Annotated in this window: 22 protein-coding genes and 1 pseudogene; 12 read left to right on the top strand and 11 right to left on the bottom strand. The window is 66.9% G+C overall.

What is annotated here, in order from left to right; all coding sequences use genetic code 11:
* Positions 1-1,446: a hypothetical protein gene (locus tag ACFXIV_RS38785; RefSeq protein WP_379401456.1), complete on the top strand. Its 1,446-nt coding sequence runs from the start codon at positions 1-3 to the stop codon at positions 1,444-1,446.
* A 271-nt stretch (positions 1,447-1,717) separates the two neighbouring features.
* Here the strand turns inward: ACFXIV_RS38785 and ACFXIV_RS38790 are convergent, their stop codons facing one another.
* Positions 1,718-2,269: a PadR family transcriptional regulator gene (locus tag ACFXIV_RS38790; protein WP_379401455.1), complete on the bottom strand. Its 552-nt coding sequence runs from the start codon at positions 2,267-2,269 to the stop codon at positions 1,718-1,720.
* A gap of 123 nt (positions 2,270-2,392) precedes the next feature.
* On the opposite strand from ACFXIV_RS38790, the gene ACFXIV_RS38795 reads away from it, so the two are divergent.
* Positions 2,393-2,950 carry a hypothetical protein gene (locus ACFXIV_RS38795; protein WP_379401454.1) on the top strand — a complete coding sequence of 186 codons (558 nt, stop codon included), beginning with the start codon at positions 2,393-2,395 and terminating at the stop codon, positions 2,948-2,950.
* Positions 2,951-3,375: 425 nt separating this feature from the next.
* Here the strand turns inward: ACFXIV_RS38795 and ligD are convergent, their stop codons facing one another.
* Positions 3,376-4,320: a non-homologous end-joining DNA ligase gene (gene ligD / locus ACFXIV_RS38800; protein WP_379401453.1), complete on the bottom strand. Its 945-nt coding sequence runs from the start codon at positions 4,318-4,320 to the stop codon at positions 3,376-3,378.
* Positions 4,321-4,618: 298 nt separating this feature from the next.
* Positions 4,619-5,422 (bottom strand): SDR family NAD(P)-dependent oxidoreductase, encoded by an 804-nt coding sequence (locus ACFXIV_RS38805; protein ID WP_379401452.1) that lies wholly within the window; start codon positions 5,420-5,422, stop codon positions 4,619-4,621.
* A gap of 98 nt (positions 5,423-5,520) precedes the next feature.
* Between ACFXIV_RS38805 and ACFXIV_RS38810 the strand changes: the two genes are divergently transcribed.
* Together ACFXIV_RS38810 and ACFXIV_RS38815 are read left to right on the top strand one after the other, a co-directional pair.
* Positions 5,521-6,189, top strand: a complete 669-nt coding sequence (locus ACFXIV_RS38810) for a TetR/AcrR family transcriptional regulator (RefSeq protein ID WP_379401451.1) — start codon at positions 5,521-5,523, stop codon at positions 6,187-6,189.
* A 91-nt stretch (positions 6,190-6,280) separates the two neighbouring features.
* On the top strand, positions 6,281-6,946 hold the full coding sequence (locus tag ACFXIV_RS38815) for a peroxiredoxin-like family protein (protein ID WP_379401450.1): 666 nt from the start codon (positions 6,281-6,283) through the stop codon (positions 6,944-6,946).
* Positions 6,947-7,035: 89 nt separating this feature from the next.
* On the opposite strand, the gene ACFXIV_RS38820 is transcribed toward ACFXIV_RS38815, so the two are convergent.
* On the bottom strand, positions 7,036-7,734 hold the full coding sequence (locus ACFXIV_RS38820) for a response regulator transcription factor (protein ID WP_379401449.1): 699 nt from the start codon (positions 7,732-7,734) through the stop codon (positions 7,036-7,038).
* Between the two features lie 217 nt (positions 7,735-7,951).
* Here ACFXIV_RS38820 and ACFXIV_RS38825 point away from each other — a divergent pair, with 217 nt between their 5' ends.
* The 4 genes from ACFXIV_RS38825 (at position 7,952) to ACFXIV_RS38840 (ending at position 11,312) form a co-directional block, all read left to right on the top strand.
* The gene (locus ACFXIV_RS38825) at positions 7,952-9,664 is read left to right on the top strand and encodes a cytochrome bc complex cytochrome b subunit (protein ID WP_379401448.1); all 1,713 of its coding nucleotides are present in this window, start codon (positions 7,952-7,954) and stop codon (positions 9,662-9,664) included.
* A gap of 67 nt (positions 9,665-9,731) precedes the next feature.
* Positions 9,732-10,163: a hypothetical protein gene (locus ACFXIV_RS38830; protein ID WP_379401447.1), complete on the top strand. Its 432-nt coding sequence runs from the start codon at positions 9,732-9,734 to the stop codon at positions 10,161-10,163.
* A gap of 26 nt (positions 10,164-10,189) precedes the next feature.
* On the top strand, positions 10,190-10,342 hold the full coding sequence (locus ACFXIV_RS38835) for a hypothetical protein (RefSeq protein WP_354850676.1): 153 nt from the start codon (positions 10,190-10,192) through the stop codon (positions 10,340-10,342).
* A 52-nt stretch (positions 10,343-10,394) separates the two neighbouring features.
* Complete coding sequence (locus tag ACFXIV_RS38840) at positions 10,395-11,312, top strand: 2-hydroxyacid dehydrogenase (protein ID WP_379401446.1); 918 nt, start codon at positions 10,395-10,397, stop codon at positions 11,310-11,312.
* A 24-nt stretch (positions 11,313-11,336) separates the two neighbouring features.
* Here ACFXIV_RS38840 and ACFXIV_RS38845 read toward each other — a convergent pair whose 3' ends face one another.
* Both ACFXIV_RS38845 and ACFXIV_RS38850 read right to left on the bottom strand, forming a co-directional pair.
* Complete coding sequence (locus ACFXIV_RS38845) at positions 11,337-11,930, bottom strand: hypothetical protein (protein ID WP_379401445.1); 594 nt, start codon at positions 11,928-11,930, stop codon at positions 11,337-11,339.
* A gap of 114 nt (positions 11,931-12,044) precedes the next feature.
* Entirely contained in the window at positions 12,045-12,410 is a 366-nt protein-coding gene (locus tag ACFXIV_RS38850) for a hypothetical protein (protein ID WP_379401444.1), read from the bottom strand.
* 316 nt (positions 12,411-12,726) lie between these two features.
* On the opposite strand from ACFXIV_RS38850, the gene ACFXIV_RS38855 reads away from it, so the two are divergent.
* Positions 12,727-13,260, top strand: a complete 534-nt coding sequence (locus ACFXIV_RS38855; protein WP_379401443.1) for an alpha/beta hydrolase fold domain-containing protein — start codon at positions 12,727-12,729, stop codon at positions 13,258-13,260.
* On the opposite strand, the gene mug is transcribed toward ACFXIV_RS38855, so the two are convergent.
* Entirely contained in the window at positions 13,187-13,750 is a 564-nt protein-coding gene (gene mug, locus ACFXIV_RS38860; RefSeq protein ID WP_379384941.1) for a G/U mismatch-specific DNA glycosylase, read from the bottom strand. The genes ACFXIV_RS38855 and mug overlap by 74 nt on opposite strands.
* A 312-nt stretch (positions 13,751-14,062) precedes the next feature.
* On the opposite strand from mug, the pseudogene ACFXIV_RS38865 reads away from it, so the two are divergent.
* Positions 14,063-14,554 (top strand): annotated as a pseudogene (locus tag ACFXIV_RS38865) (3-hydroxyacyl-CoA dehydrogenase family protein); the annotation flags it as partial.
* Here ACFXIV_RS38865 and ACFXIV_RS38870 read toward each other — a convergent pair.
* The 4 genes from ACFXIV_RS38870 to ACFXIV_RS38885 all read right to left on the bottom strand — a co-directional run bounded on the left by ACFXIV_RS38870 (position 14,541) and on the right by ACFXIV_RS38885 (position 17,441).
* Positions 14,541-15,371, bottom strand: coding sequence for an alpha/beta fold hydrolase (locus ACFXIV_RS38870; protein WP_379401442.1), 831 nt, complete (start codon positions 15,369-15,371; stop codon positions 14,541-14,543). The pseudogene ACFXIV_RS38865 and the gene ACFXIV_RS38870 overlap by 14 nt on opposite strands.
* Positions 15,372-15,417: 46 nt before the next feature.
* Positions 15,418-16,047 (bottom strand): DUF2867 domain-containing protein, encoded by a 630-nt coding sequence (locus tag ACFXIV_RS38875; RefSeq protein ID WP_379401441.1) that lies wholly within the window; start codon positions 16,045-16,047, stop codon positions 15,418-15,420.
* Between the two features lie 102 nt (positions 16,048-16,149).
* The gene (locus tag ACFXIV_RS38880; protein WP_379401440.1) at positions 16,150-16,857 is read right to left on the bottom strand and encodes a ubiquinone/menaquinone biosynthesis methyltransferase; all 708 of its coding nucleotides are present in this window, start codon (positions 16,855-16,857) and stop codon (positions 16,150-16,152) included.
* On the bottom strand, positions 16,854-17,441 hold the full coding sequence (locus ACFXIV_RS38885) for a TetR/AcrR family transcriptional regulator (RefSeq protein WP_379401439.1): 588 nt from the start codon (positions 17,439-17,441) through the stop codon (positions 16,854-16,856). The genes ACFXIV_RS38880 and ACFXIV_RS38885 overlap by 4 nt, the downstream gene beginning before the upstream one ends.
* A gap of 98 nt (positions 17,442-17,539) precedes the next feature.
* Between ACFXIV_RS38885 and ACFXIV_RS38890 the strand changes: the two genes are divergently transcribed.
* On the top strand, positions 17,540-17,890 hold the full coding sequence (locus tag ACFXIV_RS38890; RefSeq protein ID WP_379401438.1) for a DUF2867 domain-containing protein: 351 nt from the start codon (positions 17,540-17,542) through the stop codon (positions 17,888-17,890).
* Positions 17,887-18,285 carry a DUF6463 family protein gene (locus ACFXIV_RS38895; RefSeq protein WP_379401437.1) on the top strand — a complete coding sequence of 133 codons (399 nt, stop codon included), beginning with the start codon at positions 17,887-17,889 and terminating at the stop codon, positions 18,283-18,285. The genes ACFXIV_RS38890 and ACFXIV_RS38895 overlap by 4 nt, the downstream gene beginning before the upstream one ends.
* The last annotated feature ends 31 nt before the right edge of the window (positions 18,286-18,316 follow it).

The following is an 18,316-nucleotide window of genomic DNA, read 5'->3' on the forward strand; positions in this document are numbered from 1 at the left end:
ATGACCGTCGACTTTCCCGAGACGTCCGGTGCACGCCCCACCACCCCGACCCTGACCCGGATCCTGGCCGATGCCGCGCACCCCGCCGCACCTGAGCTGGTGCCGCGGATTCGTCGAAACCGGGCGTGGCGCACCGACTATGCCGCGCTGCTCGCCGAACTGACCAGCGCCTCGGCCGGAAGTACGGAGGTCGCGCATGCGGTCGCGGCACGCGGACTCACGTCGGCCCGGCGACACATGGTCTGGCGCAAGGGCACGGTCGACATTCCGCTGGCCGACCTCGATCTCGCGACCGGTGCAGTCTGGCAAGCCGATACGGCTACCGTCACCGGCCACAACCGCCCGGTGACACAGCTACAGATTCCCTACCGCGGCCGACGGCTGAGCGGGGCCGATCTGCTCGGGCAACTCGACAGCTGGGTTGCCGAGGGTGTCGCTGAACCCTCGTTCCGCGCGGCCATCGGCCGGGTGGTGGCCAATCCGCAGTGGCTGCCGGTGCCCGGCCGCAGCATCGTGCTGCTGGGTGCCGGGGCCGAGCTCAGCCCGCTGGCCACGCTATCCGCGTGGGGTGCCGACGTCCTCGCCGTCGATGTGGCGGGCCGTGACCTGTGGCAGCGGATCGGCGAAACCGCCCGCAGCGGCGCGGGCACGGTCCGGTGGCCGCTGCGCCCCGACGGCACACCGGGCTTGGACCTGGCCACCGAGCTGCCCGAGCTGAGCGCCTGGCTGACCACCGAAAGCCATGAGCTGCCACTGGTTCTCGGCATGTACGCCTACGCCGATCGCGGCGCGCACGTTCGTATCACGATGGCCGCCGACCTCCTGGCCACCCATCTGTCCGGGCTCGATGCGCGGACCGCGCTCGCCTACCTCGCCACCCCCACCGACGCCTTCGTCGTACCCCGCGAGGTCGTGGACGCCGGGGTGAGCGCATGGCGCGGACGCGGGTTGCAGAAATACCTGGACAGCGTGGCCCGCTCGGTATCGCGAGGAGCGCTCTTCCGGCCGCCGTACACCACGACGCACGAGGACGGGACCGGCCTCGCCGATGTTCTCGTGCCCCAGCAGGGACCCAGCTATGCGCTGGCCAAACGACTCCAGCGCTGGCGCGGGATCACCGCGGAAGGCGGCGGTCAGCTCGTCTCGTTCAATGTCGCGCCCGCGTCGTGGACCCGTTCGGTCACCAAGAATCGCGCACTGGCTGCCGCCTACGGGGGTGCGCACCACTTCCGGGTCGAGGTATTCGAACCCGACACCTGCCGCGTACTGATGGCCGCTCTGCTGATCCACGACCTGCACCGGCCGCCGACGCCGCGGCCGCACCCGGAAGCGCTGTTCAGCGACCAGGCACTGCACGGCGGATTGTGGCGCGCCGCCTACGAACCGAGGTCCGCACTCGGGTTCGCCGCCTTGCTGGGAGCCCTCCGCCCGGGCGCACAGCGCTGACCCTCCGCGCAGCTTCGGCATGTGAGATGCTCGCCCCGCCCAAAGGTCCAGCCCACGCTACGGGCACGATCGTCGACCTGGACGAACCCTGAGTCTCTGGCAAAGCGATGAGTTTTCACTCGTCAGCTAGGTGTGCTGTCTCGCGAGATCGGTGTCAGCGGCGACCACTGGACCTGTGGCGTTGTGGCGCTGACGGTTTCGTGGACGGCTGTGCGCGATGAGGGCGCGTGTCGGAACGGCCCGGGTCGACACACAACCTTCACACAAACGGTCATTGCGTGGGAGTTTCCTCGGACTCGTGTGATTGCCGTGCGGCGATCTGCTCCTGCGCCCACTGCGCCCATTCTCGGTTCATCGTCCAGAAGCGCTGCCCCCACTCCAAGGCCAGTCGCCCGTTGGCGGAGAAATCGTCGTCGGTCCATTCGGTCGAGCGCTCCATAGCCGCCAGTTCGTCTCGTCCTGCGCGGGATCGCTCCTCGATGCCGGCGAGATGGTCCAGGGCCTGGCGCCGGGAGAGGAAGCCCAGGAAGAAGACCCGCAGCAGCATCTCGTTCCGTGCGGGCGTCTTCGATTCGGATGCGACGAGCCAGTTCTCGAGTTCGGCGTCCCCGGCGGGGGTGAGCGCGTATTCCTTGCGCCGGCGTGGACCCTCTTCGGAGGCCGTGATCAAGCCTTCGCCGGCGAGCTTCGTCAGCTCCGTATACACCTGGGTCTGCGATGCGGACCACACACTGTCCAGCGATCCGGCGAACCGCTGCAGCAGGTCGTAGCCACTGGCCGGCCGGTCCGCCAGCAGGCCCAGCAGGGCGTGTCTGAGGCTCATGACGCCAGTCTATATTGCGGTCTTGACATGTCGGCACCGGAATATCACTATTGGCGGACATTCCGGTACCGGACTATCCGCATCCAACATGTCGAAGTGACATCTCCAAGGAGCTAGCCAGTCATGTCCTACCTGCGTACTTTCGCCCCCTGGATCGTCTATGCGGTCGTGCCGGCACACCATTGGCAGTGGGCCGCCCTGATCGCCGCGTGCCTTTCGCTGATCGAGATCGCCCGGCTGTTGCGGGCCGGGAGGGATGTCACCGCGATGGTCATCGACATCGGCTCAGCGGTGTTCTTCATCGCGTTCACGATCCTCGCGTTCACCGACCCCAACACTCCGCTGCACCCGTACTCACCTGCGATTTCCAGTGGTGTCCTGATGCTCGTCGCGGGTATTTCGATGCTCGTCGGCACGCCGTTCACCCTGCCGATCGCGAAGCAGTCGACGCCGCCGGAACTGTGGTCGAACCCAGGGTTCATCCGCGTCAATTACGTCATCACCACCGCATGGACCGTCAGTTTCACCATCGGGTGCATCGCCCTCGCAGTGCTGGCACACACCGATGGCCCGCGGACCGCAGTCCAGGTCGCGGCCTTCGCAATCCCAGCCGTGTTCACGGTCCGCTACACCGCGCATGCGCAGGCCGCGGCCCGGCGCACCGACCCGTCCGTCGCCTAGACCGCCGGCAATCCCTCCGCCTCATGCACCCGGGCGGCACACCACCCGGGTGCCGGCGCCACAGCCGCGCGGCCTCCGCAGTCTGCACGCTGACGCCGAACACCGTCATCCGCTCGGCATCGGCGACCAGAACCGACTCGACCCAGAGCGCGGCCCGCGCCACCCCGCTCGGCATCGGTCCAGTGATCGCCGGGTGCACGATCGCCAATTCATCGAGCGTGCGCCGCAGCACCCGACGGGCCAGATCGCTGAAAGCCGTTCCGACACAACCGATATAGACGAGCCGCCATCACCGTCGTGGCCCGCCGGGACCGACCATCCGACACTGTTGTCGCGCGCGCGGGAACCGGCGCCAATAGGCCGTACCCACCTCACATTCACGAAGCTCGAATGAGCCTTCTCAGAACCCGACAGCCCATGCGGCGTTACGGCTCTCGGCGGACTTCGCGTGGGTTCTTGTCGAACCGCAATCCACGCCACGATGGATGCCTGAGTCGGGCGTCGCTGGTCCAGCCGGTGAAGGTCACCTCGCCGACGAGTTCGGGTTCGACCCAAACGGCGTCGGGGACCGGAGCCTCGACGGAGGGCGTGTTGCGTTGCAGGGGTTGGAGTTTCGAACTCAGGTCGTCGAGCGTGGCCTGGGTGAAGCCGGTGCCGACGTTACCGATGTAGGTGAGTTCGCCCGTGTCGTCGTGAACTGCCATCAGTAGTGAGCCGATGTGACCGGCTCGCTGCCCGGCGCCCGGGCGCCAGCCGACGATGACGACTTCCTGATCACGGACGTTCTTGACCTTGATCCAGAGTGGGCTGCGCCGCCCGGGCAGATAGGGACCGTCGAGGCGTTTGCAGACGATGCCTTCCAGCCGTAGGCGTCGTGATTCGTCGAGCACCGCCTCACCGGGACCCTTCAGGCGGGGTGGTGTCTGCCAGTGCGGTCCGCGGAGGTCGAGTTGTTCGAGTAATTCCCGCCGCTGCTGGTAGGACAGGTCGATCAGCGAGCGATCACCGACGTGGAGCAGGTCGAAGATCATGTAGGTGGCCGGGGTCGTAGTGGCCAGGGATCGAATCAGGGCAGGGTTGCGCTGATGCATCCGCGGCTGAAGAGCTTCGAAGGAGGATCGTCCGTCCTCGGCGAGCGCAACGATTTCACCGTCCAGGACGAAGGCGGGGCTCGAGGGTCCGAGCGCGGCGAGTTCCGGCCAGGCCGCTGTGATGTCCTTGTCGTTGCGTGACATCAGCCGCAGACCATCGCTGACGTAGCAGATGGCGCGAATGCCATCGAATTTGACTTCGTAGTTCCATTTCGCGTCATCGTGGGGAACCACACCGGCCGTGGCCAGCATCGGCGCGTAGCGCGGCAGCCCGGTCACTTCCGTCTCACTGCCATCGCCGGTCCTCTCGCGAACTCGAACGGTGTGTCCTGACAGCTGCTCGAATAGTACCGACCGGTATGCCATGTCGAGGCCGCGGCGCTCATTCGAGTTCGCGTGGGTGGCAGCCCCGAGGCTGTCACCGATCAGCGATCCCAATTCAGCCGGGCAGGTGCCGCCCGGCCTGGGACGCACCGCGAGTGCCCCCGGCGAATCCGAGGGTGTTCTTCAGCCTGGAATACCCGAATTGCTATGCGACCGAATGCCTTCCGGTGTCCCGCGAGCCCAATGCGAGTTGTCAGTTGCTGGTGGTGGCGCGGCCGATCAGCTGTCCGAACATGATGGTCTGCATGCGGCGCGGGGTGAGGTATTTGCCCGTGAAGTCGCTGATCTTGTTCATGCGGCCGGGGATGAGCAGGGGTTTGCGGCCCAGGTCCCGCAGTGCCTTCGTGACGACCGCGCTGGCGGTGGCCATCGGTAGCGGCAGCTTGGTGAAGTCGATGCCTTCGGCGGTTTCCACGCCCTCGGTGCGGGTGGGGCCGGGGGCGAGGGTGAGGACGTCGACGCCGGTGCGGCGCAGTTCGTAGTGCAATGCTTGGCCGAAAGAGGCGATATAGGCCTTCGCAGCCGCGTAATTGGCCAGGTAGGGGGCGGGCGCGAACGCGATGGTCGAGGCGACCAGGATCAGCGCGCCGCCGCCTCGTGCACTGAACCGGCGGCCGTAGGCGTGGGCGAGTTGCATGGGGACGACCAGGTTGAGCTCTACCAGCGCGGTCTCGGCGGCGAGCGGGTTGTCCAGGAACCGGCCCGCGGTGATCACGCCTGCGGCGGCGACCACCAGGCCGATGTCGAGGGGCTGGGTGCGCCGGGTCAGCTCGTCGACGGCGCCGGGGCTGCCCAGGTCCAGCTCGATGATCTCCGCGACGGTGCCGTGCTCGGCGTGCAGGCGGTCGGCCAGCGCGGACAAGCGTTGCTTGCGGCGGGCTACCAGCACGAGATTGAACCCGGCGGCAGCGAGCTGGGCGGCGAATTCGGCGCCGATGCCCGCTGATGCTCCGGTCACCAGCGCATAGGGCCCGTACCGCGTCTGCAGGTTCTTCATGACGATCTCCCTCGATGGAAGAATTTGGCTCTATCAGGCCAATCGTGTGCCGACCAAAATGGAATGTCAATTCCAGAAATCGCGATATCGTGAAGGTTATGAGCAGCACGAAGCCACGGCGCCTGACACCGAAGGGCGAGCAGACGCGGCAACGGATCGTGGTGGCGGCAGCGCAGTTGATGTTCGAGCACGGTGTCGCCGCGACCACCGTCGAGGACGTACGCGATGCAGCCGGGGTGAGCAACTCGCAGGTCTACCACTACTTCACCGACAAGAACGCGCTGATCCGCGCGGTGATCGCCTATCAGAGCGACACCGTCGTCGGCGGGCAGGAACCCATGTTCGCCCGCCTGGACACCGTCGACGGTTTCCGGGCCTGGCGCGACTTTCTCGTCGCGCACCAGCGACGGATGCATTGCCGGGGCGGCTGCCCCCTCGGTTCGCTGGGAAGTGAACTGGCCGAGATCAATTCCACTGCCCGCGCCGATGTCGCCACCGCGTTCCGTCGCTGGGAATCCGGGGTTCGGTCCGGGCTGCGGTCCATGGCCGAGGCCGGTCGCCTCGACCCCGCCGCCGACCCGGACAAACTCGCCACCACCACCCTGGCCGCGCTGCAGGGGGCCCTGCTGCTGACCCAGCTGCAACGCGACACCGCGCCACTGGAAATCGCCCTGGACACGATGATCGACCACATCGCGTCCCGCACCCGGCCCGCCTCGGACAACGCCCAGAAAAGTGGCATTGATATTCCAATTTCGTCTCGGTAGGACTGGAGTAGCGAATCCATTTTCACCGAGCACCGGGCCGAATGGGCCGGGTGCTTGTCTCCTCGCTTCCTCCGCCTGGAAAGGGACGGATATGACCAGCACGAACACCACCATCGCCCAGCGCGTTGAGCTCATGCACCAGTCCATGGCCGACCAGATCCCCGAGAGCGCCTTGGCCGCCTTCGGCGCCGAGCAGGCCGGCCTCGCCGGTGACGGGATCCCCGAGGGCGTCGCGCAGGCGGGAACTGCGATGCCGGACGCCGACCTCCTCGACGTTCATGGCAACCCCACCAGCCTGTACGCGGCCCTTGCCGGGAAGCCGGCGGTCCTCGTCATCTACCGCGGTGCCTGGTGCCCCTACTGCAACCTGGCTCTACGGGCATACGAAGAGCAGCTGGCGCCGACCCTGACCGAGCGGGGCATCGGTTTGATCGCGCTCAGTCCGCAGAAGCCCGACGGCTCGCTGACCATGGCGGAGAAGAACGATCTGACCTTCACCGTGCTCTCCGATCCCGGGAACCAGATCGCCCGAGCACTCGGCGTCCTCACCGCACCCACCGACCAGGTCCGCGAAGCCCAGCGAAGCCTGGGCCTGGATCTGCCAACATTCAACGCCGACAACGGATACGGCCTGCCGATGCCGACCGTGCTGGTCATCGACGGCGCCAAAACAATTCGCTGGATCGACGTCCACCCCAACTACGCCACCCGCACCGAAACCACCGATATCCTCACCGCCCTCGACCTTCTCGACTGACCGCCCGCGGGACGCCGAACCGATCCTGCGCGGGGTTGGTCTGCACGCGTCAATCCAGTAGGCAGCAGACCGTAGCGGCCGCCGGCGAATCATGCTGTGGGACTTTCCATCCGGCCGCCGTCGCTACGCAGCCGATAGCCCGCGCCGCGCACGGTCTCCAGCGATATCACGCCGAACGGACGGTCGATCTTCTCCCGTAATCCGCGGATGTGGACGTCCACGACATTGGAGCGCGATTCGTACGCGAAATCCCAGCAGTGCTCGGTGAGCAGTTCCCGGGTCAGCACCGCGCCCGGCTGCCGCGCGAACATCTCCAACAGTGCGTATTCCTTTGCGGTGAGCACGATTTCATCGTCACCGCGCCAGCATCGCCGCGCCGCGCTATCGATGCGAAGGTCGCCGACCCGCAGCACGGTCGGCCGCGGGACCGGGCCGCGGCGGATCAGGGCACGCAACCGGGCAAACAGCTCGTCGAGATGAAACGGCTTGGTGAGGAAGTCGTCGGCACCGTCATCGAGGCCCGTGACCCGGTCGCGCACCGCGCCGCGCGCGGTCACCATCAGCACCGGCACCCAGACGCCCTCGTTCCGCAATCGCCGGCACACCTCGAGCCCGGAGAATCCGGGCAGCATCACATCCAGCACGACCGCGTCGTAGGCGCGGCTGGCGGCCGCACCGTAGCCATCGGGTCCGTCGGCCGCGACGTCGACGGCATACCCCTCCTGGGTCAGGCTCCGGCGCAGCAGCCGTGCCATTTTCGGTTCGTCCTCGACCACCAGCACGCGCATATGGATCAGCCTCCCGCCCACATTCTCGGCATCGGCAACGCCGGGCAACCCTGGCGCGAGTCCATCCCGTTCATGACTACACCCGAACCGCACCCTCGGAACGCAGCGAGTTGATCTTCATGGATGCTTCATCTTCGCGGCGTAGACCAGAAACGACAAGGTGTGATGTCACGCTCTGCCGGGCGGACGCGACCCGGCATGCCGAAGGAGACCGGTCATGGCACGGATCCGACGCCACACATCCGCCCTCGCCGTCCAGGCCAACGCGGCCGACGAGCGCTATCGCCTCGCGGCGTTCGTCAAACGGTCGATCAACAAGGTCTTCCCCACGCACTGGTCGTTCCTGCTCGGTGAGATCGCGCTCTACAGCTTCATCATCCTGATACTGACGGGCGTCTATCTGACGCTGTACTTCGATCCGTCGATGACCGACGTGGTCTACAACGGGCCGTATCAGCCGCTGCGCGGAGTGACGATGTCCCGGGCCTACGAATCCACCCTGAACATCTCCTTCGAAATCCGTGGCGGCCTGTTCATCCGTCAGGTCCACCATTGGGCCGCACTGCTATTCGTCGCCTCGATGATCGTGCACCTGTTCCGCGTCTTCTTCACCGGCGGGTTCCGCAAACCACGCGAGGCCAACTGGGTGATCGGCGCCATCCTGTTGATCCTGGCCATGTTCGAGGGCTTCTTCGGCTATTCGCTGCCCGACGATCTGCTCTCGGGCACCGGGCTGCGACTGGCCTTCGGCGGCATCACGATGGGCCTGCCCGTCATCGGCACCTGGCTGCACTGGATGCTCTTCGGCGGCGACTTCCCCGGCGACATCATCGTGCCCCGCATGTTCATCACCCACGTGCTGCTGATCCCCGGCATCATGCTCGCCCTGATCGCCGCTCACATCGCCCTGGTCTGGTACCAGAAGCACACGCAATACCCCGGTCCGGCGCGAACCGAACGCAACGTGATCGGCACTCGGATCGTGCCGGTCTTCTCCCTGGATCAGGGCGCGTTCTTCGCGTTCACGCTGGCCGCGCTGGCGCTCATGGGCGGCCTGCTGCAGATCAATCCGATCTGGAACCTCGGCCCCTACAACCCCTCCCAGGTGTCGGCGGGATCGCAACCGGACTTCTACATGATGTGGACCGAGGGCCTGGCCCGCACCATGCCGCCGTGGGAACTGTATCTGGGCCGGTACACCATCCCCGCCGCATTCTGGGTCGCCCTGATCATGGGCCTGATCTTCGCGGTGCTGATCGTCTATCCGTGGATCGAGAAGCGCCTCACCGGCGACACCGCCCGCCACAACCTGCTGCAACGTCCCCGGGACGTGCCGGTGCGCACCGGCATCGGCGCCATGTCCATCACCACCTATGTGATCCTGACCTTGATGGGCGCCAACGACATCATCGCGTACAAGTTCCACATCTCCCTCAACGCAACCACCTGGGCGGGCCGCATCGGCATCCTGCTGCTGCCGCCGCTGGCCTACTTCATCGCCTACCGGATCTGCGTCGGATTGCAGCGAGCCGACCGGACCGTACTCGAGCACGGCATCGAAACCGGCGTTATTCGTCGCCTCCCCCACGGCGAATACATCGAGCTGCACCAATCACTCGGCCCCGTCGACGACCACGGCCACCCAATCCCATTGGACTACCAGGGCGCACCGGTGCCGAAGAAGATGAACCGACTCGGGATCGCCGGCAGACCCGGCAGCGGCAGCTTCTTCCTCGCCGACCCACCCGACCAAGTCGCGGCCCTCCGCCAGGCCGACCACGCCGCCGAATCGGCCCAGCTGACAGTCCTACGGACCTACCAGCAGCGCACCACGGGACAGGAACAGTCCGCGGACGGGACACCGGATGGCCGTGAGCCGACAGACTCCGCGAGCGGGACTCGCCGGACAACCCACCGGTCCGGGGTTTGACCTGCGGATGAACGGGCATTGCCCCACTATGTTCACAATCATCGGGCTCATCGCTCTGCTGGGTGCTGTGACCGTGGGCGTGGCCGGGATCCAGGCCAACAGCGGTGGCACACATGCGCTTCCCACTGGCTTCACCGTTTTCGACCACACCTATCACGGATCCGCCGGGCTGCTGTTCGCCTACGGAATTCTGATCGGCGCGATCGGCACGGCGGGATTCATCCTCACGCTGGCCGGAATCTGGACCACGTCGCGACGCGGCACGGTCGCGCGGCGCGAGCTGCGCCGGTCGCGGCGCGAGATGGCAGCGGCGCGAAAGGAACTCGCGAAACCGGCGCCGGCGGCCACGGCGGCGCGTAACGTGGAGCAGCCCCGGCAGCCGCTGGTTCCCATGGCCAAGACGACGGCGAAACGTTTATTCGCGAAGCCGAATTGGTCGGTCAACCGCTTCCTCAACCGTCCGGGGACACCCGCGAAAACCGAATCCGCCGCCCAATAGGACTCCGGTCCGCAGAGGACAATCGAATGCTCGCCGTGCTCGGCCTCGCGTTGCTCGACGCGGGCTGGCTCATCGCCACCCCGGCCCTCACCGCCCTCGGCATCATCGTGCTGACCGTGGCCCTGATCCGCTGGCTGCTGGGCGCACCCGCCCGCTACCTCGCCCATCCCCGATACTGATCGGAACCGACCGCGCCGACCGGGATGCGCCCGGTCGGCTAGCGTCGCTGACATGACGGTGACGGTGCTGGTTCCCGACGACCATGGTTATGCGGCGATCTCCCGGCTCGAGGGGGCGCGGCCGGTGCGTTACACCCTCGGCGAGCCATTGCCCGCCGGGGCGGATGCGGCGGAGGTGCTGGTGCCCGCCTTCCTGGCCAGCCGGCCGGAGAGCATGGTGGTGGCGCGGTCGCTGCCGAAGCTGCGGCTGGTACAGCTGTTGACCGCGGGCGCCGAGGCCTGGGTGGGCGCGCTGCCGGATCAGGTGATGATCTCGACGGCCCGGGGTGCGCACGGGGCGAGCACCGCGGAGTGGACGATCACCGGATTGCTCACGGTCTACCGGGAATTCATCGAATTCGCCGTGGCCCAGCGTGAGCACCGCTGGATCCAGCACCGCACGGACACCTTGCACGGCAAGCGAATTCTGATCATCGGTGCGGGTGATCTGGCGACGGAATTGCAGCGCATGCTGCTGCCGTTCGACACCACAGTCGAACTGGTCGGTACGCAGGCCCGGGAGGGCGTGCACGGCGTCGGTGAAATCCCCGACCTGCTCCCGCATTTCGATGCGGTCGTGCTCATGGTTCCGGTCACCACGGCCACCATCGGCATGGTCGACGCGGCGTTCCTGGCCCGCATGCCCGACCGCGCGATTCTCGTCAATGCCGCCCGCGGCCCGGTGGTGCGCACCGACGACCTGCTGGCCGAACTGCAATCCGGCCGGCTGCTCGCCATCCTCGACGTCACCGATCCGGAACCACTGCCCGCCGGCCACCCGCTGTGGGACGCACCGGGCCTGCTGCTCACCCCGCACGTCGGCGGCAGCAGCAACGGAAACCTGCAGCGCGGCTGGGCCATCGCCACCGCGGAGATCGCACGCTACCTGGCGGGCGAGCCGCCACAGAACCTGATCAACGGCGAATACTGAACCGGCGCAGCCGATCCCACCCCGCTACAGGGTGTCCTTCCCGATCGGCCGATTGATGCCACGCCACTCACGCTCCCAGCGCGCATAGCGTCTGGCATCGAACACCGTGCCCGTGAACCATACGGTCGCGGCGGCCGCACACCACGTCTCGACCAGCACCGCGAGCCCGGTCCCGATCCCCTCGGCGGCCGCGGCTCCCGGCCGTGCGGGCGCCTGCGTCGGCTGCCCGTTCTTGATCCACACCGTCACCGTGGCCCCCGCGACCTGCGGACCGGGCACGTCCACCGTGGCGGTCTCGGTCTTGCCGTCGCCGTTCCACTGCACGGGCGCCTGATACCGCGCCTGGTTGCCCGCGTAATGATCGGAATCCGGCAACCGCACGGCATCCGCGGTCTCGGTGGCCGTCACCCTGACCTTCCCCGTATCCTGTGCCGCGATCCGATCCTGCGCGCCGGTATAGCTCACGCTCCCCACCGCCCCCGCCACCGGCACCGCCGCGACCACGACCACCACGGCCACCGCTCGCAGCACCACCTCGGCCCGATCCGAGACACGCAGCAGCGGATTCCGGTTCCACGGCCGCACCCGCCAGAGCCGAGTCGGCAACGAAGGACGCATCGACACCTGGACCGCCTCTCTCCACGCGTCGTCGTACCGCTTACATAGGTAGCTCTACCCCATTCGATACGCCACCAACCGGCCGAACGTCAAGGTCACAGCGTCGCTCCCGCTTCACGCGGCCTCCAGATTCACACTTTGCTCACGTTTTGAGGGTCGCAGCGACTCCATTGCCACCACGTTGTCCACCGCTGGACGGGTGTACCCCTCCGGGTCGATGTAGTGCACAGTCACGATCGTGGACGCCTCTCTGTGCCCCAGCTGAGCGCTGGCCCGCAGCGGATCGTTCGTCTTGCCTGTTACGTGTGTCGCGGCAGTGTCTCGCAGGTTGCCGTACTGCACCCATTCCAGGGCTGTGCCCCGAACCACCTTCTGCAGCAGTCGATCCGCGGCGGCCGTCGACACCAGGCACGCCCGCTTGCTGACCAGTACATGAGTGGTCTCATCGACATCGCCGGCCAGTCGACGCCACTCCCGCAACTCGACCGTCAGCCAGATTGGCAGCGTCAGGTAATAGAAGCGCCCATTGTTCTTGCGCTTCTCCTGGCGGAAGGAACCGTGCTCGCCCTTGATGACCCTGCCGCAGAGATGGATGACAGCGCACTCGTCACCAGCCCGCAGCGATACTTCGTACGGATCGGTTTGCGTCCGCTCCCACTCGAAGTAGTCCTCGCTGGGATACCGGACTCGTCACCTGCGAGCCGAATACACTTCGGCCCCTGGCCAATTGACGCCCAGTTTGCGAGCGTCTTCGGGGCCGGCCTCAACCGGTGCGCCACTTGCGCCCTGGTTAGATATGCATCGGTGGTGGACTCGAATCTCCTTGCCGAGGTCCGGGAGTTCAAGATCGCCAGAGTCCGCGGCCGGCAACCTCGCCGCCGCCCTTTGCCTGCACCGACGCGACGTGCCCCTCCCCCTCCCCCTCACCCAGATCCTCGCCTACCCAGCCGTCGACGACACCTTCACCACCCCATCATGGACGGAGTGCGCCGATGCTCCCCTGCTCAGCGCTGCCGACGCACGCTGGTGCTGGGAACAGTACGTCGGCCCGAACCACCCCGGCGACGATCAACTCGCCGCACCCCTGCGCGCCGCCTCGCTCCGCAACCTCCCACCCGCCCTGATCATCACCGCCGAGGTCGACCCCCTCCGCGACGACGCCGAGGCATATGCGGCACGCTTGTGGAGCGACCCAGGCCAAGCACGCGATCGACGAAATATGCCTGCACCTGCGCGAATTCGCGCACAGGTAGCGGTCAACCGGTTTCGACCGCCTCGCGCAGCGCGCGAAATTCCGAGGCGAGGGCGTCGAGTGTGTAGTGGGCGTTGAGCCCGCTGGGGTTGGGCAGAACCCAGACCGCGGTGTCACCGATCCGCTCGGGTTGGGGGCCGATCGTGGTGCGCGGACGACCGAAGGCCGTGCGGTAGGCGCCGATACCGAGTACGGCCAGTACCCGGGGTCGGTACTGCTCGACCCGATCGACCAGGGCGCGTCCGCCGGCGCGCAGTTCGTCGGCGGTCAGTTGCTCGGCTTTGGCGGTCGTGCGTGCAGCCACATTCGTGATCCCCAAGCCGAGCCCGAGCAGTTCTTGCTGCTCGTCGGGCCGCAGTTGGCGCGGCGTGAAGCCGGACCGATGCAATGCAGGCCAGAACCGATTTCCGGGACGAGCAAAGTGATTTCCGGTGGCCCCGGACCACAGGCCCGGATTGATTCCGCAGAACAGCACATGCAAGCCGAGCCCGATCACATCGGGAATGGTCTTGTCTTGCGCCGCGGCCAGATCCGCAGGCGACGGCCGAGCTGACGAACCAGAACCCATTCCCTCAGTCTGCCGGGTGCCCTGCCTCCCCACTGCGCACGGGTACCGACAGGTGCGCACCGATCCGGTCTACGACTCTGTTGACCTCGTATGCCGCCATACCGAGGTCGGCGCGGTCCGTTGCCTCGGTGGCGCGGGCTGGTGACGGACCGGTTCGACGGGACCGGAGCGGCGGATGTGCTGCGGCAGCGGTCGGCGATGGTCGGACGGCTGTGGCGAGCACCGGGGTTCGCCAACGCCGGCCCGGTCGCGCACCGCCGAGAATGATGAGGTTTTCGGCATTGCGTCGACTCACCGGTCGACAAGGTGCCGCTGGCCGAGGGCATCGAACCGGCGACCATCGAGCAAGCGGGTTCGCAAGCCGGCTACCCAGCCGCCCCACTGCAGCTCGCCGACGAGCTCAACGTGAAGCTCATGCAGAAGGTCGCGCTCGAGGCCCGCGAGGCCGCGGAACGCGGTGACGCGACCTTGCCGTCGGACCATCCCGCGCATCGCGTCACGGAATTCATGCTGGAGCAGGGGCGTCCCGACCGTCTCGAACAGGCGGGCTTCTACGAGTACGACGACAGCGGCAAGCGGCTGAGGTTGTGGCCGGGCCTGCGCACGCACTACAACACGACTGCGGGCGAGACCGTGCCGATCCGTGATCTCATCGACCGGATGCTGTTCGTCGAGGCCATCGAAACCCAGAAGTGTTTCGACAAGGGCGTGCTCACGGCGTCGGCCGACGCCAATATCGGCTCGATCTTCGGGATCGGCCATCCGGCGTGGACCGGTGGTGTGCACCAGTTCATCGTCGGCTATGCCAGCGAGGGCAGGTGGCGGTGAATGAGGCAACGTCCTCGGCGAATCGAGCGTGTCGGATCACTCCCATATGGGTCGCTCCGGGATAGATGATCAACCGCGCGCCGGGGATGCCCGCCGCAGTCCTGCGGAAGGTCTCGACGGGGTAGCCGGTGTCGCGGTCGCCGCCGATCACCAATGTCGGCGCGGTGATGTCACCGAGCCGGGCACCGATGTCGAATACGTCTTCCGCACGCAGGAAGGCCACGGCGTCGGCAGCGCAGGCCGGCCGCAGCAACGGGTCCGCGAGCCACATCACGACGCTCGCGAATCCGGCGAGGATTCGAGAGCCGGATACGGCGGGGGCGAGATGATGCAGTCCTCGGCGACCTGCCGCCAGCGCTGATGCGTAGTTCATCTGGGCTGTCCGGGCGGCTTCGGACAGCGTGTCGCCGGAGGACGCAACCGTCAGCGTCCGCACCGCATCCGGGTGATCCGCGGCCATCTGGAGGCCGATCGAGCCACCCGACGAGATTCCGAGAACGTCGACGGCCGTGCCGAACTCGGCGCTGATCGCGTCGGCGTGCTCGGCCGCGATCTCGGCCATGGTGGTGCCTGCCGCCATCCCCGGTGCCCTCGACACCGCATACACCCGGAAGCACCGGGCCAGCGGCTCGAGGATCGCGGTCTCCGAGATGCGTAACAGCCCTGTGGGATTGGCGTGATCTGGAGCAAACCATCGCAGCAGCAGCAACGGCCGCCCCGACCCGAATGCGCGATACGGCAGACCGTGCGTCAGCACGCCCTCGGTCACGTCCGGTCCGGAACGCCCGTTCACGATGCCTCCCCGACGACGGGCAGCGGATCAGCGTTGGGAGAGTGGATCATTCGAACTCTCCGTGGCTCGCGGCCCGTCCGGTGTTCGGGTGCGCCCGCTCACGCCAGGCGCGTTCCCATTGTCGCGTCAGTGCCGGATAGACCAGCAGATACCGAAACGGCGCGATCCCAGCCATGTACAGCCGCCCGAAGAGTCCGTTCGGTTTGACCAGGGCCGCCATGTGCAGCTCGTAATCACCCGAGTCGCCCTGGACCCACCCGAGGTGCAGGATCGTGTGCACGGTCTTGTTCGCTAGTTCGTCGGCGGATTCATCGTGCAGCTCGTACACGGTAGTGAACGGGGTGTCGCCTGCCGGTCCCCCGGATTCGGCCGACCGCAGGTCATCCGGCAGGCGGTCGCGCAGCGACCCGACCCGACCCGCCAGACCGGTCTCGGCCTTGTCCCAGCCGAAGGTCGCGCCGAGCTTCCATCGCACCGCGAACACCAACGCGACCAGCGGAGGATTCTGGGACAGACCGCCGCTCGCCCGCAGCGCGGCGCGCATCACGGGGAAATCGTCCGGCCCGGCCCCGGGGGTGCGAAACGCCCACACATCCTCGATCCGGAAGTCGGGGGCGATCTCGTGGATGCGCCACGGGCGGGCGGTGTGCTCTATTTCGGGGAGTTTCCTGGACATCGGGGCCTCCTGTCCTGTTATACGGTTGCGTATAACAGGACGTTAGACCCGTTATACGGGTGCGTACAACCAATAGAGAGGCGCGCCACAGGACGGTGACGTTCAGTGCGACTTGGTCGCCGACAGAATGAAGTTCGTGCCGAATAACATTGTGCCCCAACTGATGTCGCGAAACCCCAGGCGCCTCAACAGGTCCGCGACCTGCTGAGGCGACCCGAAAGCGCGCGTGCTGGATTCGAGATAGGCATAGGACGACCGGTCTCCGGACACGACCTGACCGAGCAGCGGGACGACCGTACGCATTCCCCATTCCACGATCGGCTTCACCAGGCCGCTGGGCGGGCAGGTTTCGAGGATGACGATGCGGCCGCCGGGCACGAGTACCCGGTGTTGTTCGCGGAGCACTCCCCCGAGGTCCTCGACATTGCGCAGCAAATAGCCCTCGGTGATCGCATCGAACGACTCGTTGCCGAACGGCAGGCGAGCAGCGTCAGCCTGCTGCCACCGGACCGCGTCCGCGCCCGGCTTGGCCTTGGCGTGTGCCAGCATCCGTTCGGAGAAGTCGACACCGATCACGGTGACCGTGGGATATCCGCGAGCCACCTCCAGTGCGATCACACCGGTGCCGGTAGCCAGATCCAACAGGCTCCCACCCGCGGGCGGTGCGGCCCGCTCGGCGACTTCACGGCACCATCGGCGGTGCCGACCGAGGGTCATGATGGCATTCATCCGATCGTAGTACCCGGCGACCTTCTGGAAGATCCCGTGCACCTCAACGCTTTTGCCGTGCGGCGTTCGTTCGATTGTCATTTCACGGACCCCTTCGATCGGTTCCCACCCGCCGTGCGGTTCAGGATCAGATCACCCGCGCGGGCGATCACCTCTTCGCGAGTGCGGCCAGGATGGTCGGCGGCGAGGAAGTGGCTACCGATGGCCGTGCAGAAGGCGAGCAGACTACGAGCCTCGATCTCGTCGGGATCCGAGCAGACCGTTGCGAGCGCGTCGCGGAGCAGGTCCATGCGCCGGTTGTCCACTCGACGTAGACATTCGGCGACGGCCCCGTCGCGCCGGGCCCAGTCGCGGATGGCCAGGTCGATGGGGAGCAACCGATCGTCGGAGAAGGTGAGCCGACCGGCCAGCTGAGCCTTGTCCAATGCGCTGCCGCCGGTCTGCTCGAGCTGCTCGAGCACATTGTCGACCGCCTCGCGTTCCCAGGTATCCAGCATTGCCGCCAGGAGCGCTTCGCGGTCGGCGAAGTAGCCGTAGAACCCGCCTTTGGTCACCCCTAGCGCCTTGGCCAGTACCTCGACGCGCACGGCATCGACGCCCTTCGCGGCCAGCACCCGCAGCCCTTCGTCGATCCATGTTTCGCGTCGTGTGCGCAGCGCGCCCATGCCGTGATCCACCTCACCCGTATCCAGCGTTGTACGGAACCGTATAACTGCCCTAGCCTCCAATTATACGCAACCGTATAACCAAAGAGGACGATGCCATGCCATTCGCAGCTGTGCTGCCCAATCGACTCCCCCACGCCGAGCACACCGACCGGCCATGGCGCATCCACGAGCTCGCGCCGGACTTCCGGGTGCAGGATGTGTGGACATTTCGCGCGCCGGGCGCCGGACCGGACGACTTTCCGGTCGTCCTCGCCGCGATCCGTGCGGGCGCTGGCCCGGCGGCCGCTTCCGCGCCGGTGCGATTCCTGTTCGCGGTGCGCCGGCGGCTCGGTGCCCTGCTGGGCTGGAACGAACCCGCGATGATGCGGCGGTGGGATCACGCGTGGCGCCAGCATGATTCGGTCAGGTCCGTCGGGGCCGTGCGCGAAACCGAGGAGGTCCGGTGATCACGTGGGCAGGCCGATTGATCGTGTTGTTCGGTGCCGCACATACGATCCTGGCCCTGACCTGGATGCGCGCCGCGCGCTATGCCGGCGATTGGTTCAGTGGGGCGCTGTGGCATGACGACTTGGCCGCGATGAGCCCGGCCAACAGCGCACTGTGGCTGTCGCTGGACAGTTTCGGAATTCCGCTGGTCCTGGTCGGGCTGACCGTGCTGTGGCTGGACCGTCGCGGCATCACGCCACCGCTTTTCATCGTGTGGGTGCTGGGACTGTGGACCGTGTTCGGCGCGGTGGTCCTGGTACTCACACCGTGGCCGATCATGGCGGTGGCGACCGGCCTGCTGGCGGTCGGCATCCGGCGCGCCATCCAGGCATCGGAGATGGCCGAAGCGGTGTAATAACTGTTGTAAGAGGGGGTTTCGACGAAAG

It is taken from the genome of Nocardia sp. NPDC059236 (genome assembly GCF_042754085.1).
GTDB lineage: Bacteria > Actinomycetota > Actinomycetes > Mycobacteriales > Mycobacteriaceae > Nocardia.

What these genes read in the sequence shown, in the direction of transcription:
- ACFXIV_RS38810 (WP_379401451.1), top strand. Translation starts at nt 5,521, where the DNA reads ATGAGCAGCACGAAGCCACGGCGCCTGACACCGAAGGGCGAGCAGACG.
- mug (WP_379384941.1), bottom strand. Translation starts at nt 13,750, where the DNA reads ATGGGTTCTGGTTCGTCAGCTCGGCCGTCGCCTGCGGATCTGGCCGCG.
- ACFXIV_RS38885 (WP_379401439.1), bottom strand. Translation starts at nt 17,441, where the DNA reads ATGGGCGCGCTGCGCACACGACGCGAAACATGGATCGACGAAGGGCTG.
- ACFXIV_RS38790 (WP_379401455.1), bottom strand. Translation starts at nt 2,269, where the DNA reads ATGAGCCTCAGACACGCCCTGCTGGGCCTGCTGGCGGACCGGCCGGCC.
- ACFXIV_RS38840 (WP_379401446.1), top strand. Translation starts at nt 10,395, where the DNA reads ATGACGGTGACGGTGCTGGTTCCCGACGACCATGGTTATGCGGCGATC.
- ACFXIV_RS38805 (WP_379401452.1), bottom strand. Translation starts at nt 5,422, where the DNA reads ATGAAGAACCTGCAGACGCGGTACGGGCCCTATGCGCTGGTGACCGGA.
- ACFXIV_RS38825 (WP_379401448.1), top strand. Translation starts at nt 7,952, where the DNA reads ATGGCACGGATCCGACGCCACACATCCGCCCTCGCCGTCCAGGCCAAC.
- ACFXIV_RS38835 (WP_354850676.1), top strand. Translation starts at nt 10,190, where the DNA reads ATGCTCGCCGTGCTCGGCCTCGCGTTGCTCGACGCGGGCTGGCTCATC.
- ACFXIV_RS38815 (WP_379401450.1), top strand. Translation starts at nt 6,281, where the DNA reads ATGACCAGCACGAACACCACCATCGCCCAGCGCGTTGAGCTCATGCAC.
- ACFXIV_RS38785 (WP_379401456.1), top strand. Translation starts at nt 1, where the DNA reads ATGACCGTCGACTTTCCCGAGACGTCCGGTGCACGCCCCACCACCCCG.
- ACFXIV_RS38880 (WP_379401440.1), bottom strand. Translation starts at nt 16,857, where the DNA reads ATGACAATCGAACGAACGCCGCACGGCAAAAGCGTTGAGGTGCACGGG.
- ACFXIV_RS38855 (WP_379401443.1), top strand. Translation starts at nt 12,727, where the DNA reads ATGCATCGGTGGTGGACTCGAATCTCCTTGCCGAGGTCCGGGAGTTCA.
- ACFXIV_RS38875 (WP_379401441.1), bottom strand. Translation starts at nt 16,047, where the DNA reads ATGTCCAGGAAACTCCCCGAAATAGAGCACACCGCCCGCCCGTGGCGC.
- ACFXIV_RS38845 (WP_379401445.1), bottom strand. Translation starts at nt 11,930, where the DNA reads ATGCGTCCTTCGTTGCCGACTCGGCTCTGGCGGGTGCGGCCGTGGAAC.
- ACFXIV_RS38820 (WP_379401449.1), bottom strand. Translation starts at nt 7,734, where the DNA reads ATGCGCGTGCTGGTGGTCGAGGACGAACCGAAAATGGCACGGCTGCTG.
- ACFXIV_RS38890 (WP_379401438.1), top strand. Translation starts at nt 17,540, where the DNA reads ATGCCATTCGCAGCTGTGCTGCCCAATCGACTCCCCCACGCCGAGCAC.
- ACFXIV_RS38795 (WP_379401454.1), top strand. Translation starts at nt 2,393, where the DNA reads ATGTCCTACCTGCGTACTTTCGCCCCCTGGATCGTCTATGCGGTCGTG.